The sequence below is a fragment of the Frigoribacterium sp. CFBP 13729 genome, from assembly GCF_014841875.1.
GTDB lineage: Bacteria > Actinomycetota > Actinomycetes > Actinomycetales > Microbacteriaceae > Frigoribacterium.
The window spans coordinates 556,378-573,848 of the sequence record NZ_JACYUR010000001.1; the positions used below are offsets into that span (position 1 = coordinate 556,378).

A 17,471-nucleotide genomic window follows, 5' to 3' on the forward strand; every position below is an offset into this window, starting at 1 on the left:
GCCTCGCCGCTCCCCCGGGCCCGGCCCCGCCGTCAGTGCAGCAGTGCGCCGTCGCGGTCGAGCACGTTCTTCTCGCCGGCCTCGATCGGCACGGCCAGACGGTTCTGCGGGGGCGGGATCGGGCAGTTGAAGGCGTACGAGAACGCGCAGGGCGGCAGCACGGCCTGGTTGAAGTCGAGCACGATCGTGCCGTCGTCGCCGGGGGTCGGGAAGAGGAAGCGGCCGACCGAGTAGGTGCTCTCGCCGTTCGTCCCGTCGCCGAAGACGAGCTGCAGTCGGTCGCCGGAGCCGCTGGGGAACGCGGCGAGCTCGTGCTCGACGCCGTCGAGCGAGAACCGGATGAGTCCTGGCAGGGGCTTCGGGCGGCTGAGGTCGAGGTCCGCCTGGTGCCGGATGTCGACCTGCGTGCCGTCCTCGGTGGGGACGAAGTCGGCCGTCACCACCCAGGCAGGGTCGTGCTCGAACGAGTCGATCGACCCGAACCGGCGGATGCCCTCGGACTCCGCGTCCCAGACGCGCAGCCCCCAGCTCGAGCGGTCGTCGTTGGCGATGACGGTCCCGGAGAGCGTGTCGGAGAACCGCACGGCGCTCGGCGTCACCGCGTCGTCCCCCGCGACGAGCACGGTGCCGTCCACGACCTCGCCGTCGACCTGCACGCCGTCGGCGGCCGTCGCGGTGACGAGGAGCCCCGCGAGGCCGTCGGGCGCCGGGGCCCAGGTGCCCGCGACGCCCCAGACGGGCTGGGGCGAGTCGACCCACTGCGTGTTGACGAGCGCCAGGGGGCCGCGGGGGCTGACGGCACGGGCGCGCCTGGCCTCGTGGAACCGGGCGAGCTCGTCGGCGGGGCTGCGGGTGTCGGTCATGCGTCCTCCTCGGGGTGCGCGCGGGTCGCCGCGCCGGGCGTGACCATCATCGACCCGTCCGGGGCCGCGCGCCCTGCGGCACGGCGAGGTCCGGGGCTGCTCGGCCCGGTGCGCGGGTCAGATGTCGTCCGGGACGCCGAGGCGGCCCAGCTGCTCCTCGAACGAGACCACGTCGGCGAACGGGTCGCGGCGCTCGGTGTGCCGCAGGGAGACCAGCGCGGCGAACTCGTCCGCCGCGCGCGTCACACGCTCGGGCAGGCCCGTGGTCGTCGAGTCGCCGGCGCCCCAGTCCTCCGCCGCGGCGAAGACGCCGGTGGGCACGACGACGGCGCGCAGATAGGAGAAGAGCGGGCGCAGCTCGTGGTCGAGGACGAGCGAGTGCCGGGCCGTGCCCGCCGTCGCGCCGATCAGCACGGGCGTGCCGGTCAGGGCCGTGTTGTCGAGCACGTCGAAGAACGACTTGAAGAGGCCGCTGTAGGAGCCCGTGAACACCGGCGTGACGGCGACGACCCCGTCCGCGGCGCCGACGGCCGCCAGCACGTCGGCCAGCGCCTCGGACGGGAACCCCGTCAGCATCGCGTCGACGACGTCGCGGGCGTGGTCACGGAGCTCGACGACCCGGAACTCGGCGGGCGAGCCCTGGTCGAGCAGGGCCCGGGCGCTCGCCTCGGCGAGACGGTCGGCGAGGAGCCGGGTGGAGGAGGGCTGGCCGAGCCCTGCCGAGAGGACGACGATCATCCTGGTGCTCACGGGGCGCCTCCTACAGGCTCGGGACGGACGCGGCGTCGGCCGTGACCGAGGACGTGACGGACGAGGTCGCGGCGGAGGAGGCGGCGGCCACGAGGGAGGCGTGCGTCGGCGCGTCGGGGACGCCCGCGGCACGACGGGACGCGAACTCGCGGCGGAGCACGGGCACGACCTCCTCGCCGAGGATGTCGAGCTGCTCGAGGACCGTCTGCAGGGGCAGGCCCGCGTGGTCGATGAGGAACAGCTGACGCTGGTAGTCGCCGACGTACTCGCGGAAGCCGAGCGTGCGGTCGATGACCTCCTGCGGGCTGCCGACGGTGAGCGGAGTCTGGCTCGTGAAGTCCTCCATGCTCGGGCCGTGGCCGTAGACGGGGGCCTCGTCGAAGTACGGGCGGAAGGCTCGCTTCGCGTCCTGCGAGTTCTTGGCCATGAAGACCTGCCCGCCGAGCCCGACGATCGCCTGGTCGGCGCGGCCGTGGCCGTGGTGCTCGAAGCGGCTGCGGTAGAGCTCGACCATCTGCTTCGTGTGCGAGGCCGGCCAGAAGATGTGGTTGGCGAAGAAGCCGTCGCCGTAGTAGGCGGCCTGCTCGGCGATCTCCGGGCTGCGGATCGAGCCGTGCCAGACGAACGGGGCGACGCCGTCGAGCGGACGGGGCGTCGCGGTGAAGCCCTGCAGCGGCGTGCGGAAGTGGCCCTTCCAGTCGACGACGTCCTCGGTCCAGAGGCGGCGCAGCAGGGCGTAGTTCTCGATGGCCAGGTTGATGCCCTGGCGGATGTCCTTGCCGAACCACGGGTAGACCGGGCCCGTGTTGCCGCGGCCGAGGGTCAGGTCGACGCGACCGTCGGCGAGGTGCTGCAGCATCGCGAAGTCCTCGGCGATCTTGACCGGGTCGTTCGTCGTGATGAGCGTCGTCGCCGTGCTGAGCTGGATTCGCTCGGTCGTCGCCGCGATGGTGGCGAGCAGGGTGGTCGTGCTCGAGTTCACGAAGGGCGGGTTGTGGTGCTCGCCGGCGGCGAAGACGTCGAGGCCCACCTCCTCGACCTTCTGGGCGATGGTCACCATCGCCTTGATGCGCTCGTGCTCGGTCGGCACCCGGCCGGTGGTCGGGTCGGCCGTGATGTCGCCGACGGAGAAGACTCCGAACTGCATGGTCTCACCTCAGATCTAGTGCATGCGTCTGCATGTAGTTGGGTGAACGACGTGTCGGGCGGGTCTATTCCCGGACGTGTCAGCGGGGCGCGATGGGGGGCGCGAGGCGCAGGAAGCGCTCGGCGACCTGGGCGCTCTGCACCGGGCCGTCACCGTCACGGTCGAGCTGCGGCGAGTCGAACTCGACCCACCACGTCCGGGCCGAGCCGCCGATGGCCGACACGCCCTGCCACGCCGAGCCCCCGGCCCGCATGACGACGCCGGTCGGGCCCCAGGGCCACGGCGACGTCGGGTCCTCGTCGGAGTCGAGCACGTAGACCTGCGCCCCGACGCCCATCCGCGGCTCGGTGCCGACGGACGCGAGCGAGTCGTCCCCGTCGTCCGGGCCGGCACTCTTGCTGAAGAACATCCGGCCATGCTGCCAGAAGGTCGAGCGGGACGGCTGGGAGGCGCGGCTCCCGCACCGGCACCGGCACCGGCACGGCAGTAGGGCGGACGGGACTTGAACCCGTGACCGATCGATTATGAGTCGACTGCTCTAACCGGCTGAGCTACCGCCCCGTGTCGCCGACCCGACCGGCACCCGCGGGTGTGGTCAAGACGAGACGACGTCGGTGGTGGGAGCCACCGGCTGCCCACGATACAGGCCCTCGAAGACGTTGAGCGTGCGCTCGATGTCGTGCCCCTCGATCATCCGGAGGCTGGCTCGCCGCATCGCGAGGTACTCGTCGTCGGGGGCCGTGAGCACCCGCGTCAGCTTGTCGGCCAGGTCGGCGCTGTCGCCGGGGCGGAACAACCAGCCGTTGCCGCCGTCGTCGACCAGGTGCGGCAGGGCCATCGCGTCCGCGACTACGATCGGCAGGCCGGACGCCATCGCCTCGAGGCTCGCGATGCTCTGCAGCTCGGCGATCGACGGCATCGCGAACACGGTGGCGTCGGTGAGGGTGCGGCGCAGCTCGGCGTCGGAGAGGTAGCCGGCGAACGTGACGCGCCCGGCGAGGCCGAGGTCGACGCTGAGCTGCTGCAGGTGACGCATGAGGTCGCCCCCGCCGACGATCGTGAGAGTGCTCTCGAGCGCCGGGTCGATCAGCGTCATGGCGCGCAGCAGCACGTCGATCTGTTTCTCGGCGGTGACGCGTCCGACGAAGACGATGCGGTTGCCCTCGGGCCGGTCGTCGCGGGCCGTGTAGTTCGACGCCTCGATGCCGCACGAGACCGCGAGCACGCCCTCGACGTCGATGGCCTTCTCGAGGAACCGGGCCGCCTTGTCGGTCGGCGTCGTCATCGACTCGACGCGGTGGTATGTGCGGCTCGCGTCGGCCCAGGCCATCTTCACCGCGGTGGCCCGCAGCGCGTGCGGCAGCCCCGTGTGCTCGAGCAGGTTCTCGGGCATGAAGTGGTTGGTCGCCACGGCCCGGATGCCGAGGCGGTTCGCGACCCGGACGACCGCGCGGCCGATCACGATGTGCGACTGGATGTGGACGACGTCGGGCTGGATCCGACGGATGACGCGCTCGGCATTGGCCTCGGCGCGCCACGGCGTCGCGAAGCGCAGCCAGTCGTGCAGGGGCCACCTCGTCGAGTAGAGCCGGTGCACCGTCAGCGTCACGCCGGCGTGCTGCTCGAGGAACGTGCCGTGCTCGCGGCTGGCGGCGGGGGCCAGCACGTGCACGTCGTGGCCGCGGGCCGCCATGCCGACGGCGAGCCGCTCCGCGAAGTTCGCGGCGCCGTTGACGTCGGGCGGGAACGTGTCGGCGGCGATCAGGACGGTCAGCCTCGGCGCGTCGGCCCAGGCTGCGGTGTCGCTCGGATCGGTCGGTCCGTGGGCGTCGGTCACGTGGTCAGTCCTTGTCGTGAGGGATGGTCGGGCCCGGGTGCAGGAGGAGGCGGGACAGAGGATCGGAGAACCGGACGCCCGGCGACCCGCGTCGACCACGGTAGCTCAGCTGACCCTCTTCTTCTGTGGGTGGTGCTTGGCGAGCTGGAATACGCCGGCCACGGCGACGGCCCCCGCCACCAGGAAGAGCACGGCGGCGATCGGCGGTGCCGTCGCGGCCTCGCCGAGCACGACGATGCCGATGGTGACGGCGATGATCGGGTCGACGACGGTCAGGCCCGCGATGACGAGGTCCGGAGACCCCGACGAGTACGCGTTCTGGACGAAGTAGCCGCCGAGCACCGCGGCCGCGACGAGCATGACGATGCAGACGACCTCGAGCCAGTCGAAGGTGCCCGACGTGATCCGGTTCAGCACGACCTTGGCGAGGGTCGCGACGAAGCCGTAGAGGACCCCAGCGCCGATCACGTAGAACAGGACGTTGCGTCGGTGGCGCAGCACGACGAAGGCGGCGGCCAGCACGGCCCCCACGACCAGCAGCAGGACGAGCACGGTGACCAGCTGTCGGGTGGTGATCGGCGACTCGGTCGCGGCGAACGCGGCGACGGTCGCGAAGAGCCCGATGCCGCCCACGCAGAGCGCGATCGATCGCTTCACCTTCGCGCTCAGCCGCTGCTTGGTCACGCGGGCGTTGACGACGGCGGTGACCACGAGGGCCACGGCGCCGAGCGGCTGGACGACGAGCAGAGGTGCGATGTTCAGGCTGGTCAGCTGGAAGACCACGGCCAGGCCCAGGAGGAGCGTGCCGGCCACCCAGGACGGCCTGCCGACCAGCGCGACCACCTGGCGCACGCTCATGCCGCTCTGCGCCGCCCCGAGGCGCCGCTCGACCTTCTCGACACCGCGGCTCTGCAGCTGCGCGCCGATCGAGAGGAAGACCGCGCCGACGAGGGCGATGGGGATGCCCAGCGCCTGGTAGGGGGTCAACGACACCTGGGCGGTCAGGTCCCCGAGGTCAGCGCTCACGGTGACACGGTAGCGGCAGCGCGCTGGATAGTCTGGGCGAATGGCCGTACGACCCATCACCATCACGGGAGAACCCGTCCTCCACGCCCGAGCCGCCGAGGTGGAGGTCGTCGACGACGACCTGCGCACGCTCGTCGCCGACATGTTCGAGACGATGGACGCCGCACCCGGAGTGGGCCTCGCGGGCCCGCAGGTCGGGGTCGGACTCCGTCTCTTCGTGTACTCGTGGGTGGACGACGACGGCGAGCCCTGGCGCGGCGTCGCGATCAACCCGACGCTCTGGCAGAGCCCGCTCGGCATCGAGCCCCTCGACGACGACGACGAGTCGGAGGGGTGCCTCTCGATCCCGGGCGAGCGGTTCCCGCTGCGCCGGGCCGAGAGCGTGCTGCTCCGCGCGACGGACCTCGACGGCGACGAGTACGAGATCGAGGCGCACGGCTGGCTCGCCCGCATCTTCCAGCACGAGTACGACCACCTGGACGGCGTGCTCTACGCCGACCGCCTGGAGCACCCCCTGCACAAGGCCGCGGCCAAGAGCGTCAAGAAGTCGGGCTGGGGCGTGCCGGGCCAGACCTGGCTGCCGGGCGTCGACCACCTCGACGACTGACCGAGCATCCACACAAGAGAAAAGGCCCAGCGGGTGGAGCCGCTGGGCCTTCGCTCCCCGAGTTGGACTCGAACCAACAACCTGCCGGTTAACAGCCGGCTGCTCTGCCAATTGAGCTATCGAGGAATGGCAGCTGACCTGGACCGGAGTCCCTGACAGCGGACACAACACTAGCGCATGTCGCGGCCGTCTCTGAACACGCGGTGACCGCCGGGCGCGTCGCGCGCCTCCTCGACGGTCGGGCCCGAGCGGCCCGGCCGGCCCGCCGGCTCAGTATCCGACGACCGGGTCGACGACGCCGACGAAGTGCCCCTCGCCCGCCAGGGCCCGGACGTTGTGGCGGATGCGACCGGCGAGCAGGGGCGCGGTCATCTCCGGCGTGTCCGCCTGGTGCGGCGTGACGACGACCCGAGGGTCGTGCCAGAGCGGGTGGCCGTCCGGCAGCGGCTCCGGGTCGGTGACGTCGAGGCCGACGCCCCAGAGCCGGTCGGCGCGGACGGCGGCGACGAGGGCGTCGGTGTCGACGAGGCTCCCCCGGGCGACGTTGACGAACACGGCACGGGACGGGAGGCGGGCCAGCCGGCGAGCGTCGAAGAGCCGGGCCGTGCCCGGGGTCGCGGCTGCCGCCACCACGACGACGTCGGCGGTGGGCAGCACCTCGTCGAGCAGGTCGACCCCCACGGTCCGCGCGACGCCCTCGACCGGGTCCGCCGTGCGGCGCACGATCGTCACCCGCACCTCGAAGGGCGCCAGCAGGCGCACCAGCTCGCGCGCGATGCCCCCGGCACCGACGATCACGACGTGCCGGCCGTAGAGCGAGATCCCCCGCTGCTCGGTCTGCCACGTCGACGCCAGCACCCGCGAGGGCACGACGCGCAACAGCGACAGGAGCAGCACGAGCGCGTGCTCGGCGACCGGCTCGGCGTAGGCGCCCTTCGCGCTCGTCCAGAGCGGCAGCGCCCGGTCGCGATGTGCCTCGAGCACCCCGGAGAACGCGTCCACCCCGGCCCAGGGCAGTTGCACCCACTCGACGCCCGGGTGCTCCGCGAGGGCAGCCTCGAGGCCGGCGACGTCGCGGTACGAGAGCCAGATGAGGCCGCGAGTGTCGGGGCCGAGCGGGACGAGCTCGCCGCCCGCCTCGTGCACGGCGTCCTCGAAGACCGCCGAGCCGCGCGGGCCGATGCTCACGGCACCGGGACGAGGGCGGCGCTCCGGAGGCAGGTCGACGGCCGCGGTGGCCGCTGCTCGGTGGCCGCGCGCGCCTCCCGTGGTCACGGTCGTCGCTCGTCGCGCCGTCCGTCGCCGCGCTCTCGCTCTTCGGGCCTGATGACGTCGATCGGCGTCGTGGTCGACAGCACCTTGACGTAGGGGTCGACCCCGTCGCGGAGGACCGTGTCGATCTGACCGAGGCCGACGAGGCGGCCGCCGCGCATGACGGCGACGCGGTCGGTGATCGCCCGCGCCTCGGACACGCTCGACGTGACGACCATCGCCGAGAACTGGCGGTCGGCGTGCAGGTTCTTGATCACGTCGAGCACGGCCTGCCGCACGAGCACGTCGACGCCGCGCGCCGGCTCGTCTGCCACCAGGAGGCGCGGCTCGAGCACGAGGGACCGCGCCAGGGCCACGCGCTGCCGCTGACCCGAGCTGAGCTCCCAGGTCTGCTTGAGCATCGTCCCGAGCGGGAGGTGCACCGCGTCGACCAGCGCCGTCACGAGGCGTCCCGCCTCGCGACGGTCGAAGTGCCGGTCACGCAGGTAGATCGGCTCGGCGATGGCCTCGCCCACGGTCAGGTCGGGGCTCAGGGCCTCGCCGTCGTCCTGCGCGAGGTAGCCGACGACCGACGACAGCCGGCCGCGACGTCGAGCGCTCGCCCGGGTCAGCTCGAGGCCGAAGACGCTCGCCGCTCCCCCGCTGATCTGCGGACGGCCCTCCGGAGGGCGGCCCTTGCCGACGAGGCCGGCGACGGCCAGCGCCAGGGTCGACTTGCCGGAGCCGCTCTCCCCCAGCACGGCGACGATCTCGCCGACCCGGATGTCGAGGGTGACCCCGTCGACCGCCCGCAGCGCCGGGTGGCCCGCACGCGCCGGGTAGGTCAGCGAGAGGTCGTCCGTCGTGACGGGGCGGTCCAGGTCGAGTTCGGGGCTCACCCGCGTCACGCTACCTCGCCCGACGCCGCGCGGGCGTCGAGCTCGGCGAGACGGCGACGACGCGCCGCCTGCTCGGCCGGGTCGGGCACCGGCAGGGAGGCGAGCAGCCGCTGGGTGTACGGGTGCTCCGGGGAGCCGAGCACCTGGTCGTTCGGCCCGCTCTCGACGAGGTCGCCGTGGTACAGGACGCCGATGCGGTCGGCGAGCATGTTCACGACGGCCAGGTCGTGGCTGATGAACAGCGCCGCGAAGCCGAGGTCGGCCTGCAGCTCGCGGAAGAGCTCGAGCACGCGCGCCTGCACCGACACGTCGAGGGCGCTGGTGGGCTCGTCGGCGATGAGGAGGCTCGGCTCGAGGGCCAGGGACCGAGCCAGGCTGGCCCGCTGCCGCTGGCCGCCGCTGAGCTCGTGCGGGTAGCGGTCCCCGAACGCCTTGGGCAGCTGCACCGCCTCCATCAGCTCGTCGACGCGCGGACGCGCGGCGCGCGCGTCGCCGGCACGGCCGTGCACGATGAGGGGCTCGGCCACGCACTCGGCGATGGTCAGCAGCGGGTTGAAGCTGGACGCCGGGTCCTGGAAGACGAACCCGATGTCGGCCCGCAGCGGCTTGAACTCGCGCTCGTGCACGCCGTTCATCTCGACGCCGAGCACCTCGAGGGAGCCGCCGGTGACCTTGGTCAGGCCGGCGATGGCACGGCCGATGGTGGTCTTGCCCGAGCCGCTCTCGCCGACGAGGCCGAGCACCTCGCCCTTGGCGATCGAGAAGTCGACGCCCTTGACGGCACGGAACCCGCCGCGGCCGAGACGGCCCGGGTACTCGATCTCGAGGCCCGTGGCGCGCACGACGACGTCGCGGTCGGCCTCGCCGGCCTGCACCTGCGCGCCGCGCGGCTCGAGCACGGGGACGCTGCCGAGGAGGCGCTTCGTGTAGTCGGCCTGCGGCGACGCGAACAGCGCCTCCGAGGTCGCCTGCTCGACGACCTCGCCTTGGTACATCACGGCCACCCGGTCGGCCAGGTCGGCCACCACGCCCATGTTGTGGGTGATCAGCACGATGGCCGTGCCGAACTCGTCGCGACAGCGGCGCAGCAGGTCGAGGATCTCGGCCTGCACCGTCACGTCGAGTGCGGTGGTCGGCTCGTCGGCGACGATGACCGACGGGTTCAGCACGAGGGCCATGGCGATGACCACGCGCTGCTTCTGGCCGCCCGAGAACTGGTGCGGGTAGTAGTCGACGCGGGTCTCGGGGTCGGGGATGCCCACCTTTCGCAGGATGTCGACGGCTCTCGCTCGCGCCTCCTTGCGGCCGACCTTGCCGTGGGCACGGATGCCCTCGGCGATCTGCCAGCCCACCGTGTAGACGGGGTTGAGGGCGGTCGACGGCTCCTGGAAGACCATCGCGACCTCGGTGCCGCGCATCTCGCGCACGGCGCCGCGGCCGATCTCGAGCACGTTCTTCCCCGAGAGCACGACGGCACCGGAGGCGACCGCCGTCTCGGGCAGGAGCCGCAGGATTGTCTTGGCCGTCACGGACTTGCCGCTGCCGGACTCGCCGACGATGGCGAGCACCTCGCCCGCGCGCACGTCGAGGGTGACGCCGCGGACCGCCGCGACGTCGCCGCCGTCGGTCGCGAACGTCACGCGGAGGTCGGTGATGCCGACGGCCACGTCGCGCTCGTCGCGGGCGACGTCGTGGGCGGCGTGGCGGACGGGCGGGGCGGCCTGTGCGCCCTGGTCGAGCGGTCCTGCGGTCATGCTGTCGCCTCCTGCGGCTCGACCGGGGCTGCGGTCGTCGTGGTCGTCGTGCTGCCGGCGCCGCGGCGTCCGGTCTTCTTGCCGCGACCGGCACGGCGGCGCGTCCGGAGGCGCGGGTCGGCCAGGTCGTTCAGGCTCTCGCCCACGAGGGTGATGCCGAGCACCATCAGGACGATGGCCGCGCCGGGGAACACGCCCGTCCACCAGATGCCGCTCGCCGTGTCGCTGAGCGCGCGGTTCAGGTCGTAGCCCCACTCGGCGGCCGACGTCGGGCCGATGCCGAAGCCCAGGAAGCCGAGCGCGGCCAGGGTGAGGATCGCCTCCGACGCGTTGAGCGTCAGGATGAGCGGCAGGCTGCGGGTCGCGTTGCGGAGCACGTGCTTGAACATGATGCGCGGCGTGCTGCTGCCGACGACCTTGGCGGACTCGACGAAGGCCTCGGACTTGAGCCGGACGGCCTCGGCGCGGACGACCCGGAAGTACTGGGGCACGAACACGACTGTGATCGAGATGCCCGCCGAGAGGATGCCGCCCCAGAGGCTCGACTGGCCGCCGCTGATGACGATCGAGACGACGATCGCGAGCAGCAGCGACGGGAACGCGTAGACGGCGTCGGCCACGACGACGAGGACGCGGTCGACCCAGCCGCCGAGGTAGCCGGAGACGAGGCCGAGGACGACACCGAGGACGATCGAGAGCACGACCGCGACGACGACGACGGAGATCGCGGTCCGGGTGCCCCAGACCACGCGGCTGAAGACGTCGTACCCGCCGACCGTGGTGCCCCAGAGGTGCTGGGCCGAGGGCGCGGCCTGGCGGGCGAACGTGCCCGCGTCGTCGCTGAGCTGGCCGTAGCCGTAGGGCGCGATGAGCGGGGCGAAGACGGCGAGCACGATGAACGCGACGCAGATGACGATCCCGGCGACGAGCATGCCGCGCTGCAGGCCGACCGAGCGGCGCACGTGGGCGACGATCGGGAGGCGCTTCCAGAGGGGCTCGTGCCGGTCGGACAGGACGCCGGAGGTGGTGGTCGACACGGTCAGTACCTCACTCTCGGGTCGATGAGGGCCGCGATGACGTCGACCAGGAAGTTCGTGACGGCGACGATGACGGCGAGCACGGCGACGATGCCCTGCACGGCGACGAAGTCGCGCGCCGAGAGGTACTGCTGCAGCTGGAAGCCGAGGCCGCGCCAGCCGAAGGTCGTCTCGGTGAGCACCGAGCCGCCGAGCAGCATCGCGATCTGCAGGCCCATCACGGTGATGATCGGGATCAGCGCCGGCTTGAGCGCGTGCTTCCGCACGAGGCGGAGCTCGGAGACGCCACGCGAGCGTGCCGCGTCCACGTACTCGGAGCCGAGCGTGCCGATGACGTTCGTCCGCACCAGGCGGAGGAAGATGCCCGCCGTCAGCAGGCCCAGCGTGAGGGCGGGCAGCACCGCGTGGCTGAGGACGTTCAGCGTGATCGTCGAGTTGCCGAGCCGCAGCGCGTCGAGGATGTAGATGCCCGTCGGGTTCTCGATCCGGCCGAGGGCGATGGCGATCCGGGTGTCGGCGCGTCCGCTCAGCGGGAGCCAGCCCAGCCAGACCGAGAAGGTGAGCTTGAGCAGCAGGCCCGCGAAGAAGACGGGCGTGGCGTAGGCGAAGATCGCGAGGATGCGCAGCACGGCGTCGGGCCAGCGGTCGCGGAGGTAGGCGGCGAGCATGCCGAGCGGGATGCCGATCACGAGCGCGACGATGAGCGCGTAGATCACGAGCTCGAGGGTCGCGGCGCCGTACGTGACGATGATGTCGCTGATCTGGCGGTTGTCCGTGGCGGTCGTGCCGAAGTCGAGGCGCACGATCTGGCCGAGGTACTCGACGTACTGGACGATGATCGGCCGGTCGTAGCCGGCCGCGGCGAGCCGCTCGGCGAGCTGCGCCTCCGTCAGCCGGTCGCCCACCGAGGCGGTGATCGGGTTGCCGACCACGCGCATCAGGAAGAACACCAGCGTGACGAGGATGAAGACGGTGGGGATGATCAGGACGGCCCTGACCACCAGGTAGCGTCCGAGACCACCGCCTCCGCCGCCTGCACGGCGTCGTCGGGGGGCCGCCGGGGCGGGCCGCTCGGGGGCGATCTGGTCGCCGGTGAGCACTGTCACGTCGATGTGCCTTTCTGGGTGGAACGGAGGCGGACGCGAGGGGTGCCCCGCCCGTGGGCGGAGCACCCCTCGTCGTCGTGCCGTGAGGCGGTCGTCCTGCCGACTAGCGGCTGAGCGCTCCGTAGCGGAACTTGAACGACGAGTCCAGCGTGTCGTCGACGCCCTGGACGTCGCTGGCCGAGACGACGACCTGCGTGCCCTGGAGGAGCGGCAGCGTCGGCAGGTCGGCCGCGACGGCGTCCTGGACGTCCCCGATGAGCGCGGTGCGGGCCGTCTCGTCACCCTCGGCGATCTCCTGCGACAGCAGGGCCTGGACGGCCGCCGAGTCGTAGTGGTTGCCGACGAAGTTGTCCTTCACGAAGAACGGCGACAGGTAGTTGTCCGCGTCCGAGAAGTCGGGGAACCAGCCGAGCTGGTACACCGGGTAGGCGTCCTGGCGGCGCTCGGTGGAGTAGGTGTCCCACAGGGTCGACTGCAGGTTCACGGTGAACAGGCCCGACGCCTCGAGCTGCGTCTTGATGAGGGCGTACTCCTCGTCGCTCGACGCGCCGTAGTGGTCGGGGCTGTACTGCAGGTCGAGCTGGACGGGCACGTCCACGCCGGCCGTCGACAGCGTCGCGGTCGCGGCGTCCGCGTCGGGGCCGCCCTGGCCGTCGCCGTACAGCGACTCGAGCGGCTTGGTGGCACCGGTCAGGCCGTCGGGGACGACCGAGTAGAGGGGCGTGTACGTGTCGTTGTACACCTCCTTGGCGAGGGCCTCGCGGTCGACGACGCTCGCGACGGCCTGGCGGACCGCCAGGGCCTTCGCCGCGTCGGCGTCGGGCTGGGTCGCGCCGTAGGGCATCGTGTCGAAGTTGAAGACCATGTAGCGGGTCTCGCCGCCGGGGCCGTTGTGCACGGTCAACGAGTCGTCCTTCGCCAGGTCGGCGAGGTCGGTCGGGCTCAGGCTGCGGTTCGCGACGTCGACGTCGCCCTCCTGCACGGCGAGCTTGAGGTCGGTCTCCTCCGTGAAGTAGGTGGCGGTGACCGAATCGGTCTTCGCCGCGCCCAGGACGCCGTCGTAGGAGTCGTTGGCCGCGTACTGGATCGACTCGTTCTCGGAGTAGTCGGTGATCGTGTACTGCCCGGAGAAGGCGTTGCCCTCCACGATGTCGTCGGGCGCGGTCAGGCTGGTCGCGGAGAAGACGTCCTCGTCGACGATGGGGCCGGCGGGGCTCGACAGGATCTGCGGCCAGGTCTGGTCGGCGCCCTTCAGCGTGAAGACGACGGTCTTGTCGTCGGGGGCCTCCGTGCTGGCGAGGTTGCCGAGCAGCGACGAGGGGCCGTTGTCGTCCGCGATCGCCAGCTGGCGGTCGAAGGTGAACTTGACGTCGCTCGAGGTCAGTGCGTTGCCGTTGGCGAACGTCAGCCCGTCCTTGAGGGTGACCGTGTAGGTGGTGGGGTCGGTGAACTCGGCCGACTCGGCGAGGTCGGGCTCGACGTCCGGGCTGCCGTAGGGCGAGTTCATGAGGAACCCGAAGACCTGGTTCTGCACCGCGAACGAGCCGTTGTCGTACGACCCGGCCGGGTCGAGGGAGGTGATGACGTCGGTGGTGCCGACGCTGATGCCGTTGAGCGCGTCGTCGGCCGCGTCGCCGCCGGACGCGCAGCCGGCCAGGACGAGAGCCGTGGCGGCTGCTCCTCCCATGACGGCGAGGACGCGGCGGTTGAGCCTGGAGTCGGATGTCATTCCGGTTGCCTCTTTCTCTGTGTGCAGGGACCCCGAGGCCGCAGCTGTGGGTGCGACAGTGCACGGGGGGTAGCTATTGGTAACACACAGTCAGCTCTCGGCTGCAACCGATAGGCGATCGTTTACAAACTCGCAACGAAGTTTGCCACGTGGTCCGATGACGTCACGATGACGTACCGGCGCCGCTCTCGCAGCCGCGGCACGGCCCTCACTGCTCGGCGGTGAGCGCTCTCCGCTCGACCTCGAGGGCGGCGAGCTGCACCTGGATCTCTCGCCACTTGTCGGGGTCGGTCTTGACGTCCGTGCGGAACGACCGGCCCATCAGCTCCGACTTCTCCCTGATCAGGTCCCGTTCGACGATCGAGACGACGATGCCGCGGCAGTAGGTCGTGATCTCCCTGTCCTGGCGCTCCGGGATCGGCGCGACCGCCAGCTCCTTCGCCAGGGCGTCGAACGGCGCGGGCGTCTGGTCGAGCACGACGTCGAGCCAGGAGGCGTCGCCGAACTTGTCGAGGCTCGCGCCGATGGCGTCGCGCACGACCGCCAGGGAGGTGGTCTCGAGTCGCGCCTGGACCGCTCGCCTCATCAGCTCGAAGCCCACGGCGTCGGGGTGCTGCAGCATGGCCATGACCGCGTCGCGCTCGGTGCGGGTCGTCAGGTCGCCGGGCAGCGACATGAGGCTGGGCCCGGCGGGCTCCTCGGGCAGGGGCGGCAGGCTCGTGATGGACTGGCGCCCCTCGGAGGCGTTGGCCGGCAGCGCACGAGGTGCCGCCGCGACGGCCTGCGCCTGGCGCATCACGGACGTCACGACCTCCACGACGCTCTCCGTGTCCTCTCCGACCGCCTTCGCGAGGAAGCGCGCGTAGCCGAGGCGGATCGAGTTGTCGCGGATGGACGCGACGGCCGGGGCAGCTGCTCGCACCGCGCTGGCACGGCCCTCGACCGTCTCGAGGTCGAACCCCACGACGCTGCGCTGGATCATGAACTCGAACATCGGTCGACGGGTGTCGATCATGCGCCGGACGGCGTCGTCCCCCCTCGCGAGCCGCAGGTCGCAAGGGTCCAGGCCCTCGGGCGGGAGGGCGACGAACGTCTGCGTCTGGAACCGCTGCTCCTCGGCGAAGGCCCGCGACGCGGCCTTCTGGCCGGCCTCGTCGGGGTCGAACGTGAAGACGACCTGGCCGAGCGCCGAGAGGTCGTGCCCCGCGCTCTCGCCCAGCATCGGCCGCAGCAGCTTGATGTGGTCGACGCCGAAGGAGGTGCCGCAGGTCGCGACGGCGGTCGTCACGCCCGCGAGGTGGCACGCCATGACGTCCGTGTAGCCCTCGACGATGACGACCTGCTTGCCCTTCGCGATGTCGCGACGGGCGAGGTCGAGCCCGTAGAGGACCTGCGACTTGTGGTAGATCGGCGTCTCGGGGGTGTTCAGGTACTTCGGGCCCTTGTCGTCGTCGAGGAGGCGCCTGGCCCCGAAGCCGATGGTCGACCCGGTGACGTCGCGGATCGGCCACACGAGACGGCCCCGGAACCGGTCGTAGGGGCTGCGGTCGCCCTGGCTCAGCAGCCCGGCCGTGACGAGCTCCTCGTCGGCGAAGCCCGCGCCCTTGAGGTGAGAGCGGAGGGCGTCGAACGACTTGGGCGCGAACCCCACGCCGAAGCGCTCGGCCGCCGCAGGGTCGAAACCGCGCTCGCCGAGGAACCGACGGGCCGGGTCCGCGTCCGCGGCGGTGAGGTGCTGGGCGAAGAACTCCCGCGCGGCCTCGTTCGCGGCGATGAGGCGCGCTCGACCGCCGTGGTCGCTCGCCTTGCCGCCGTCTTCGTAGCGCAGCGTGAACCCGATCCGGCTCGCCAGCCGCTCGACCGCCTCCTGGAAGGTCGTGTGGTCGGTCTTCATCACGAAGCTGTAGACGTCGCCGTCCTCGCCGCAGCCGAAGCAGTGGTACCGACCGACCTGGGGGCGGACGTGGAAGCTCGGGCTGCGCTCGTCGTGGAACGGGCAGAGGCCCTTCAGCGAGCCGACGCCGGCGCCCTTGAGCGTGACGTGGTCGCCGACGACGTCGGCGATGTTCGTGCGGGAGCGCACCTCGTCGATGTCGTCGCGCTTGATCAGGCCGGGCACGGGACGGTCCCTCCTCGGAGCTCGGGCCGGGTGGCGACGGAGGTCACGGGGCCGCTCATCGCGCCCCGACGAGGCGGTCGTGCCAGCTGACGGCGCTCTGGTCGGTCAGGGAGGCGACCTGGTCGACGACCACGCGCCTCCTGCCGGCATCGTCGTCCGCGACGGCCCAGTCGGCACGGAAGCCGGGGTCGAGCTCGGAGTCGCCCGTCGCCCAGAGGGCGTCGGACAGGGTCGTGAGGACCTCGCGCTGACGCTCGTAGATCGGCTGGCGGTGGCCCTGCGTCATCACGAAGGCCGCCGTGATGCCCTTGAGCACGGCGATCTCGCCGATCACGTCGGGAGAGATGACCATGCTCGCGCTGAACCGGATCAGGGACTGCTCGGCGTACGACTCGCGCGTGGACTGCGTGGCCGAGCCGGCGAAGCGGCCGATCAGCTGGCTGGTCAAGTTCTTGAGGCGGGCCTGGTCGAGACGGCCGCCGTCGTAGGACCGGAGCCAGAAGGGCTGGCGGCGGAGGCGGTCGAAGGCCTCCTCGAGCTCGTCCCGGCTGAGCTCGCCGCCGACCCACGCGTGCATGGCCGTGACCAGGGCCTCGTGGCCGTCGGGCGACCCCAGGCTCGACACGTCGACGTAGCCGTTGACCACGGCGTCCTCGAAGTCGTGCACCGAGTAGGCGATGTCGTCGGAGAGGTCCATCACCTGGGCCTCGATGCAGCGGCGACGCCTCGGCGCACCGGCCCGCAGCCAGTCGAAGGCGGCCGTGTCGTCGTCGTAGAAGCCGAACTTCATGCGTCCGCCCGGGTCGGGGACGCCCTGCGCCGCCGGCCACGGGTACTTGCAGCTCGCGTCGAGGCTGGCGCGGGTGAGGTTGAGGCCGAAGCTGCGGCCCGTCGCGTCGATGACCTTCGGCTCGATGCGGGTGAGCAGACGGAGGGTCTGCGCGTTGCCCTCGAAGCCGCCGATCGACGAGGACCACTCGTTCAGGGCGCGCTCGCCGTTGTGCCCGAAGGGCGGGTGGCCCAGGTCGTGGGCCAGGCACGCGGTGTCGACGACGTCGGGGTCGAGGCCCAGGCTCGTCGCGAGCTCGCGGCCGACCTGCGCCACCTCGAGCGAGTGCGTCAGGCGGTTGCGGGCGAAGTCGAGCCCCGCAGTCGGGCTCAGCACCTGCGTCTTGGCGGCGAGGCGCCGGAGCGCGCTCGAGTGCAGCAGGCGTGCTCGGTCGCGGGCGAAGTCGCTCCGGCGGTTCGAGTGCTGTTCGGGCAGCCAGCGCTCGGAGTCGGCGGGGGCGTAGTCGACGCCGACGCCGTGCAGGGAGGCAGTGGTCACCGGGGACCTCTCGGGGTGG

General features: G+C 71.8%; 15 protein-coding genes and 2 tRNA genes. 1 reads left to right on the forward strand and 16 read right to left on the reverse strand.

Translation table 11 applies throughout. The annotated features are described in order from the left end of the window. Positions 1–32: 32 nt before the first annotated feature. The 7 genes from IFT77_RS02455 to IFT77_RS02485 form a co-directional block, all read right to left on the reverse strand. Positions 33–863: a DUF1684 domain-containing protein gene (locus tag IFT77_RS02455; RefSeq protein WP_192169139.1), complete on the reverse strand. Its 831-nt coding sequence runs from the start codon at positions 861–863 to the stop codon at positions 33–35. Positions 864–980: 117 nt separating this feature from the next. After that, positions 981–1,613: a CE1759 family FMN reductase gene (locus IFT77_RS02460; RefSeq protein ID WP_192041805.1), complete on the reverse strand. Its 633-nt coding sequence runs from the start codon at positions 1,611–1,613 to the stop codon at positions 981–983. Between the two features lie 10 nt (positions 1,614–1,623). Then, entirely contained in the window at positions 1,624–2,760 is a 1,137-nt protein-coding gene (locus tag IFT77_RS02465; RefSeq protein ID WP_192041806.1) for an LLM class flavin-dependent oxidoreductase, read from the reverse strand. Positions 2,761–2,839: 79 nt separating this feature from the next. Beyond that, entirely contained in the window at positions 2,840–3,169 is a 330-nt protein-coding gene (locus tag IFT77_RS02470; protein ID WP_192041807.1) for a hypothetical protein, read from the reverse strand. A 78-nt stretch (positions 3,170–3,247) separates the two neighbouring features. Beyond that, positions 3,248–3,321, reverse strand: a tRNA-Ile gene (locus IFT77_RS02475). A 34-nt stretch (positions 3,322–3,355) separates the two neighbouring features. Then, on the reverse strand, positions 3,356–4,597 hold the full coding sequence (locus IFT77_RS02480; RefSeq protein WP_371740892.1) for a glycosyltransferase: 1,242 nt from the start codon (positions 4,595–4,597) through the stop codon (positions 3,356–3,358). A gap of 105 nt (positions 4,598–4,702) precedes the next feature. Beyond that, positions 4,703–5,623, reverse strand: coding sequence for a DMT family transporter (locus tag IFT77_RS02485; RefSeq protein ID WP_371740893.1), 921 nt, complete (start codon positions 5,621–5,623; stop codon positions 4,703–4,705). 40 nt (positions 5,624–5,663) lie between these two features. Between IFT77_RS02485 and def the strand changes: the two genes are divergently transcribed. Next, positions 5,664–6,230, forward strand: a complete 567-nt coding sequence (gene def / locus IFT77_RS02490) for a peptide deformylase (protein WP_192041809.1) — start codon at positions 5,664–5,666, stop codon at positions 6,228–6,230. A gap of 53 nt (positions 6,231–6,283) precedes the next feature. Here the strand turns inward: def and IFT77_RS02495 are convergent. The 9 genes from IFT77_RS02495 to IFT77_RS02535 all read right to left on the reverse strand — a co-directional run bounded on the left by IFT77_RS02495 (position 6,284) and on the right by IFT77_RS02535 (position 17,452). Then, positions 6,284–6,356, reverse strand: a tRNA-Asn gene (locus IFT77_RS02495). Between the two features lie 144 nt (positions 6,357–6,500). Beyond that, positions 6,501–7,505: an NAD(P)-dependent oxidoreductase gene (locus tag IFT77_RS02500; protein WP_192169141.1), complete on the reverse strand. Its 1,005-nt coding sequence runs from the start codon at positions 7,503–7,505 to the stop codon at positions 6,501–6,503. After that, positions 7,502–8,380: an ATP-binding cassette domain-containing protein gene (locus tag IFT77_RS02505; RefSeq protein WP_371740894.1), complete on the reverse strand. Its 879-nt coding sequence runs from the start codon at positions 8,378–8,380 to the stop codon at positions 7,502–7,504. Before IFT77_RS02505 ends, IFT77_RS02500 begins: the two co-directional genes overlap by 4 nt. A gap of 5 nt (positions 8,381–8,385) precedes the next feature. Next, on the reverse strand, positions 8,386–10,134 hold the full coding sequence (locus tag IFT77_RS02510; RefSeq protein ID WP_192169142.1) for an ABC transporter ATP-binding protein: 1,749 nt from the start codon (positions 10,132–10,134) through the stop codon (positions 8,386–8,388). Then, positions 10,131–11,171, reverse strand: a complete 1,041-nt coding sequence (locus IFT77_RS02515) for an ABC transporter permease (protein WP_371740896.1) — start codon at positions 11,169–11,171, stop codon at positions 10,131–10,133. The genes IFT77_RS02510 and IFT77_RS02515 overlap by 4 nt, the downstream gene beginning before the upstream one ends. Before the next feature lie 2 nt (positions 11,172–11,173). Next, positions 11,174–12,253, reverse strand: coding sequence for an ABC transporter permease (locus tag IFT77_RS02520; RefSeq protein ID WP_369878212.1), 1,080 nt, complete (start codon positions 12,251–12,253; stop codon positions 11,174–11,176). Positions 12,254–12,380: 127 nt separating this feature from the next. Then, positions 12,381–14,006, reverse strand: a complete 1,626-nt coding sequence (locus IFT77_RS02525) for an ABC transporter substrate-binding protein (RefSeq protein WP_192041812.1) — start codon at positions 14,004–14,006, stop codon at positions 12,381–12,383. 208 nt (positions 14,007–14,214) lie between these two features. Then, entirely contained in the window at positions 14,215–16,125 is a 1,911-nt protein-coding gene (gene dnaG / locus IFT77_RS02530; RefSeq protein WP_192169143.1) for a DNA primase, read from the reverse strand. Positions 16,126–16,180: 55 nt separating this feature from the next. Beyond that, positions 16,181–17,452, reverse strand: a complete 1,272-nt coding sequence (locus tag IFT77_RS02535; RefSeq protein WP_371740897.1) for a deoxyguanosinetriphosphate triphosphohydrolase — start codon at positions 17,450–17,452, stop codon at positions 16,181–16,183. Positions 17,453–17,471: the final 19 nt, after the last annotated feature.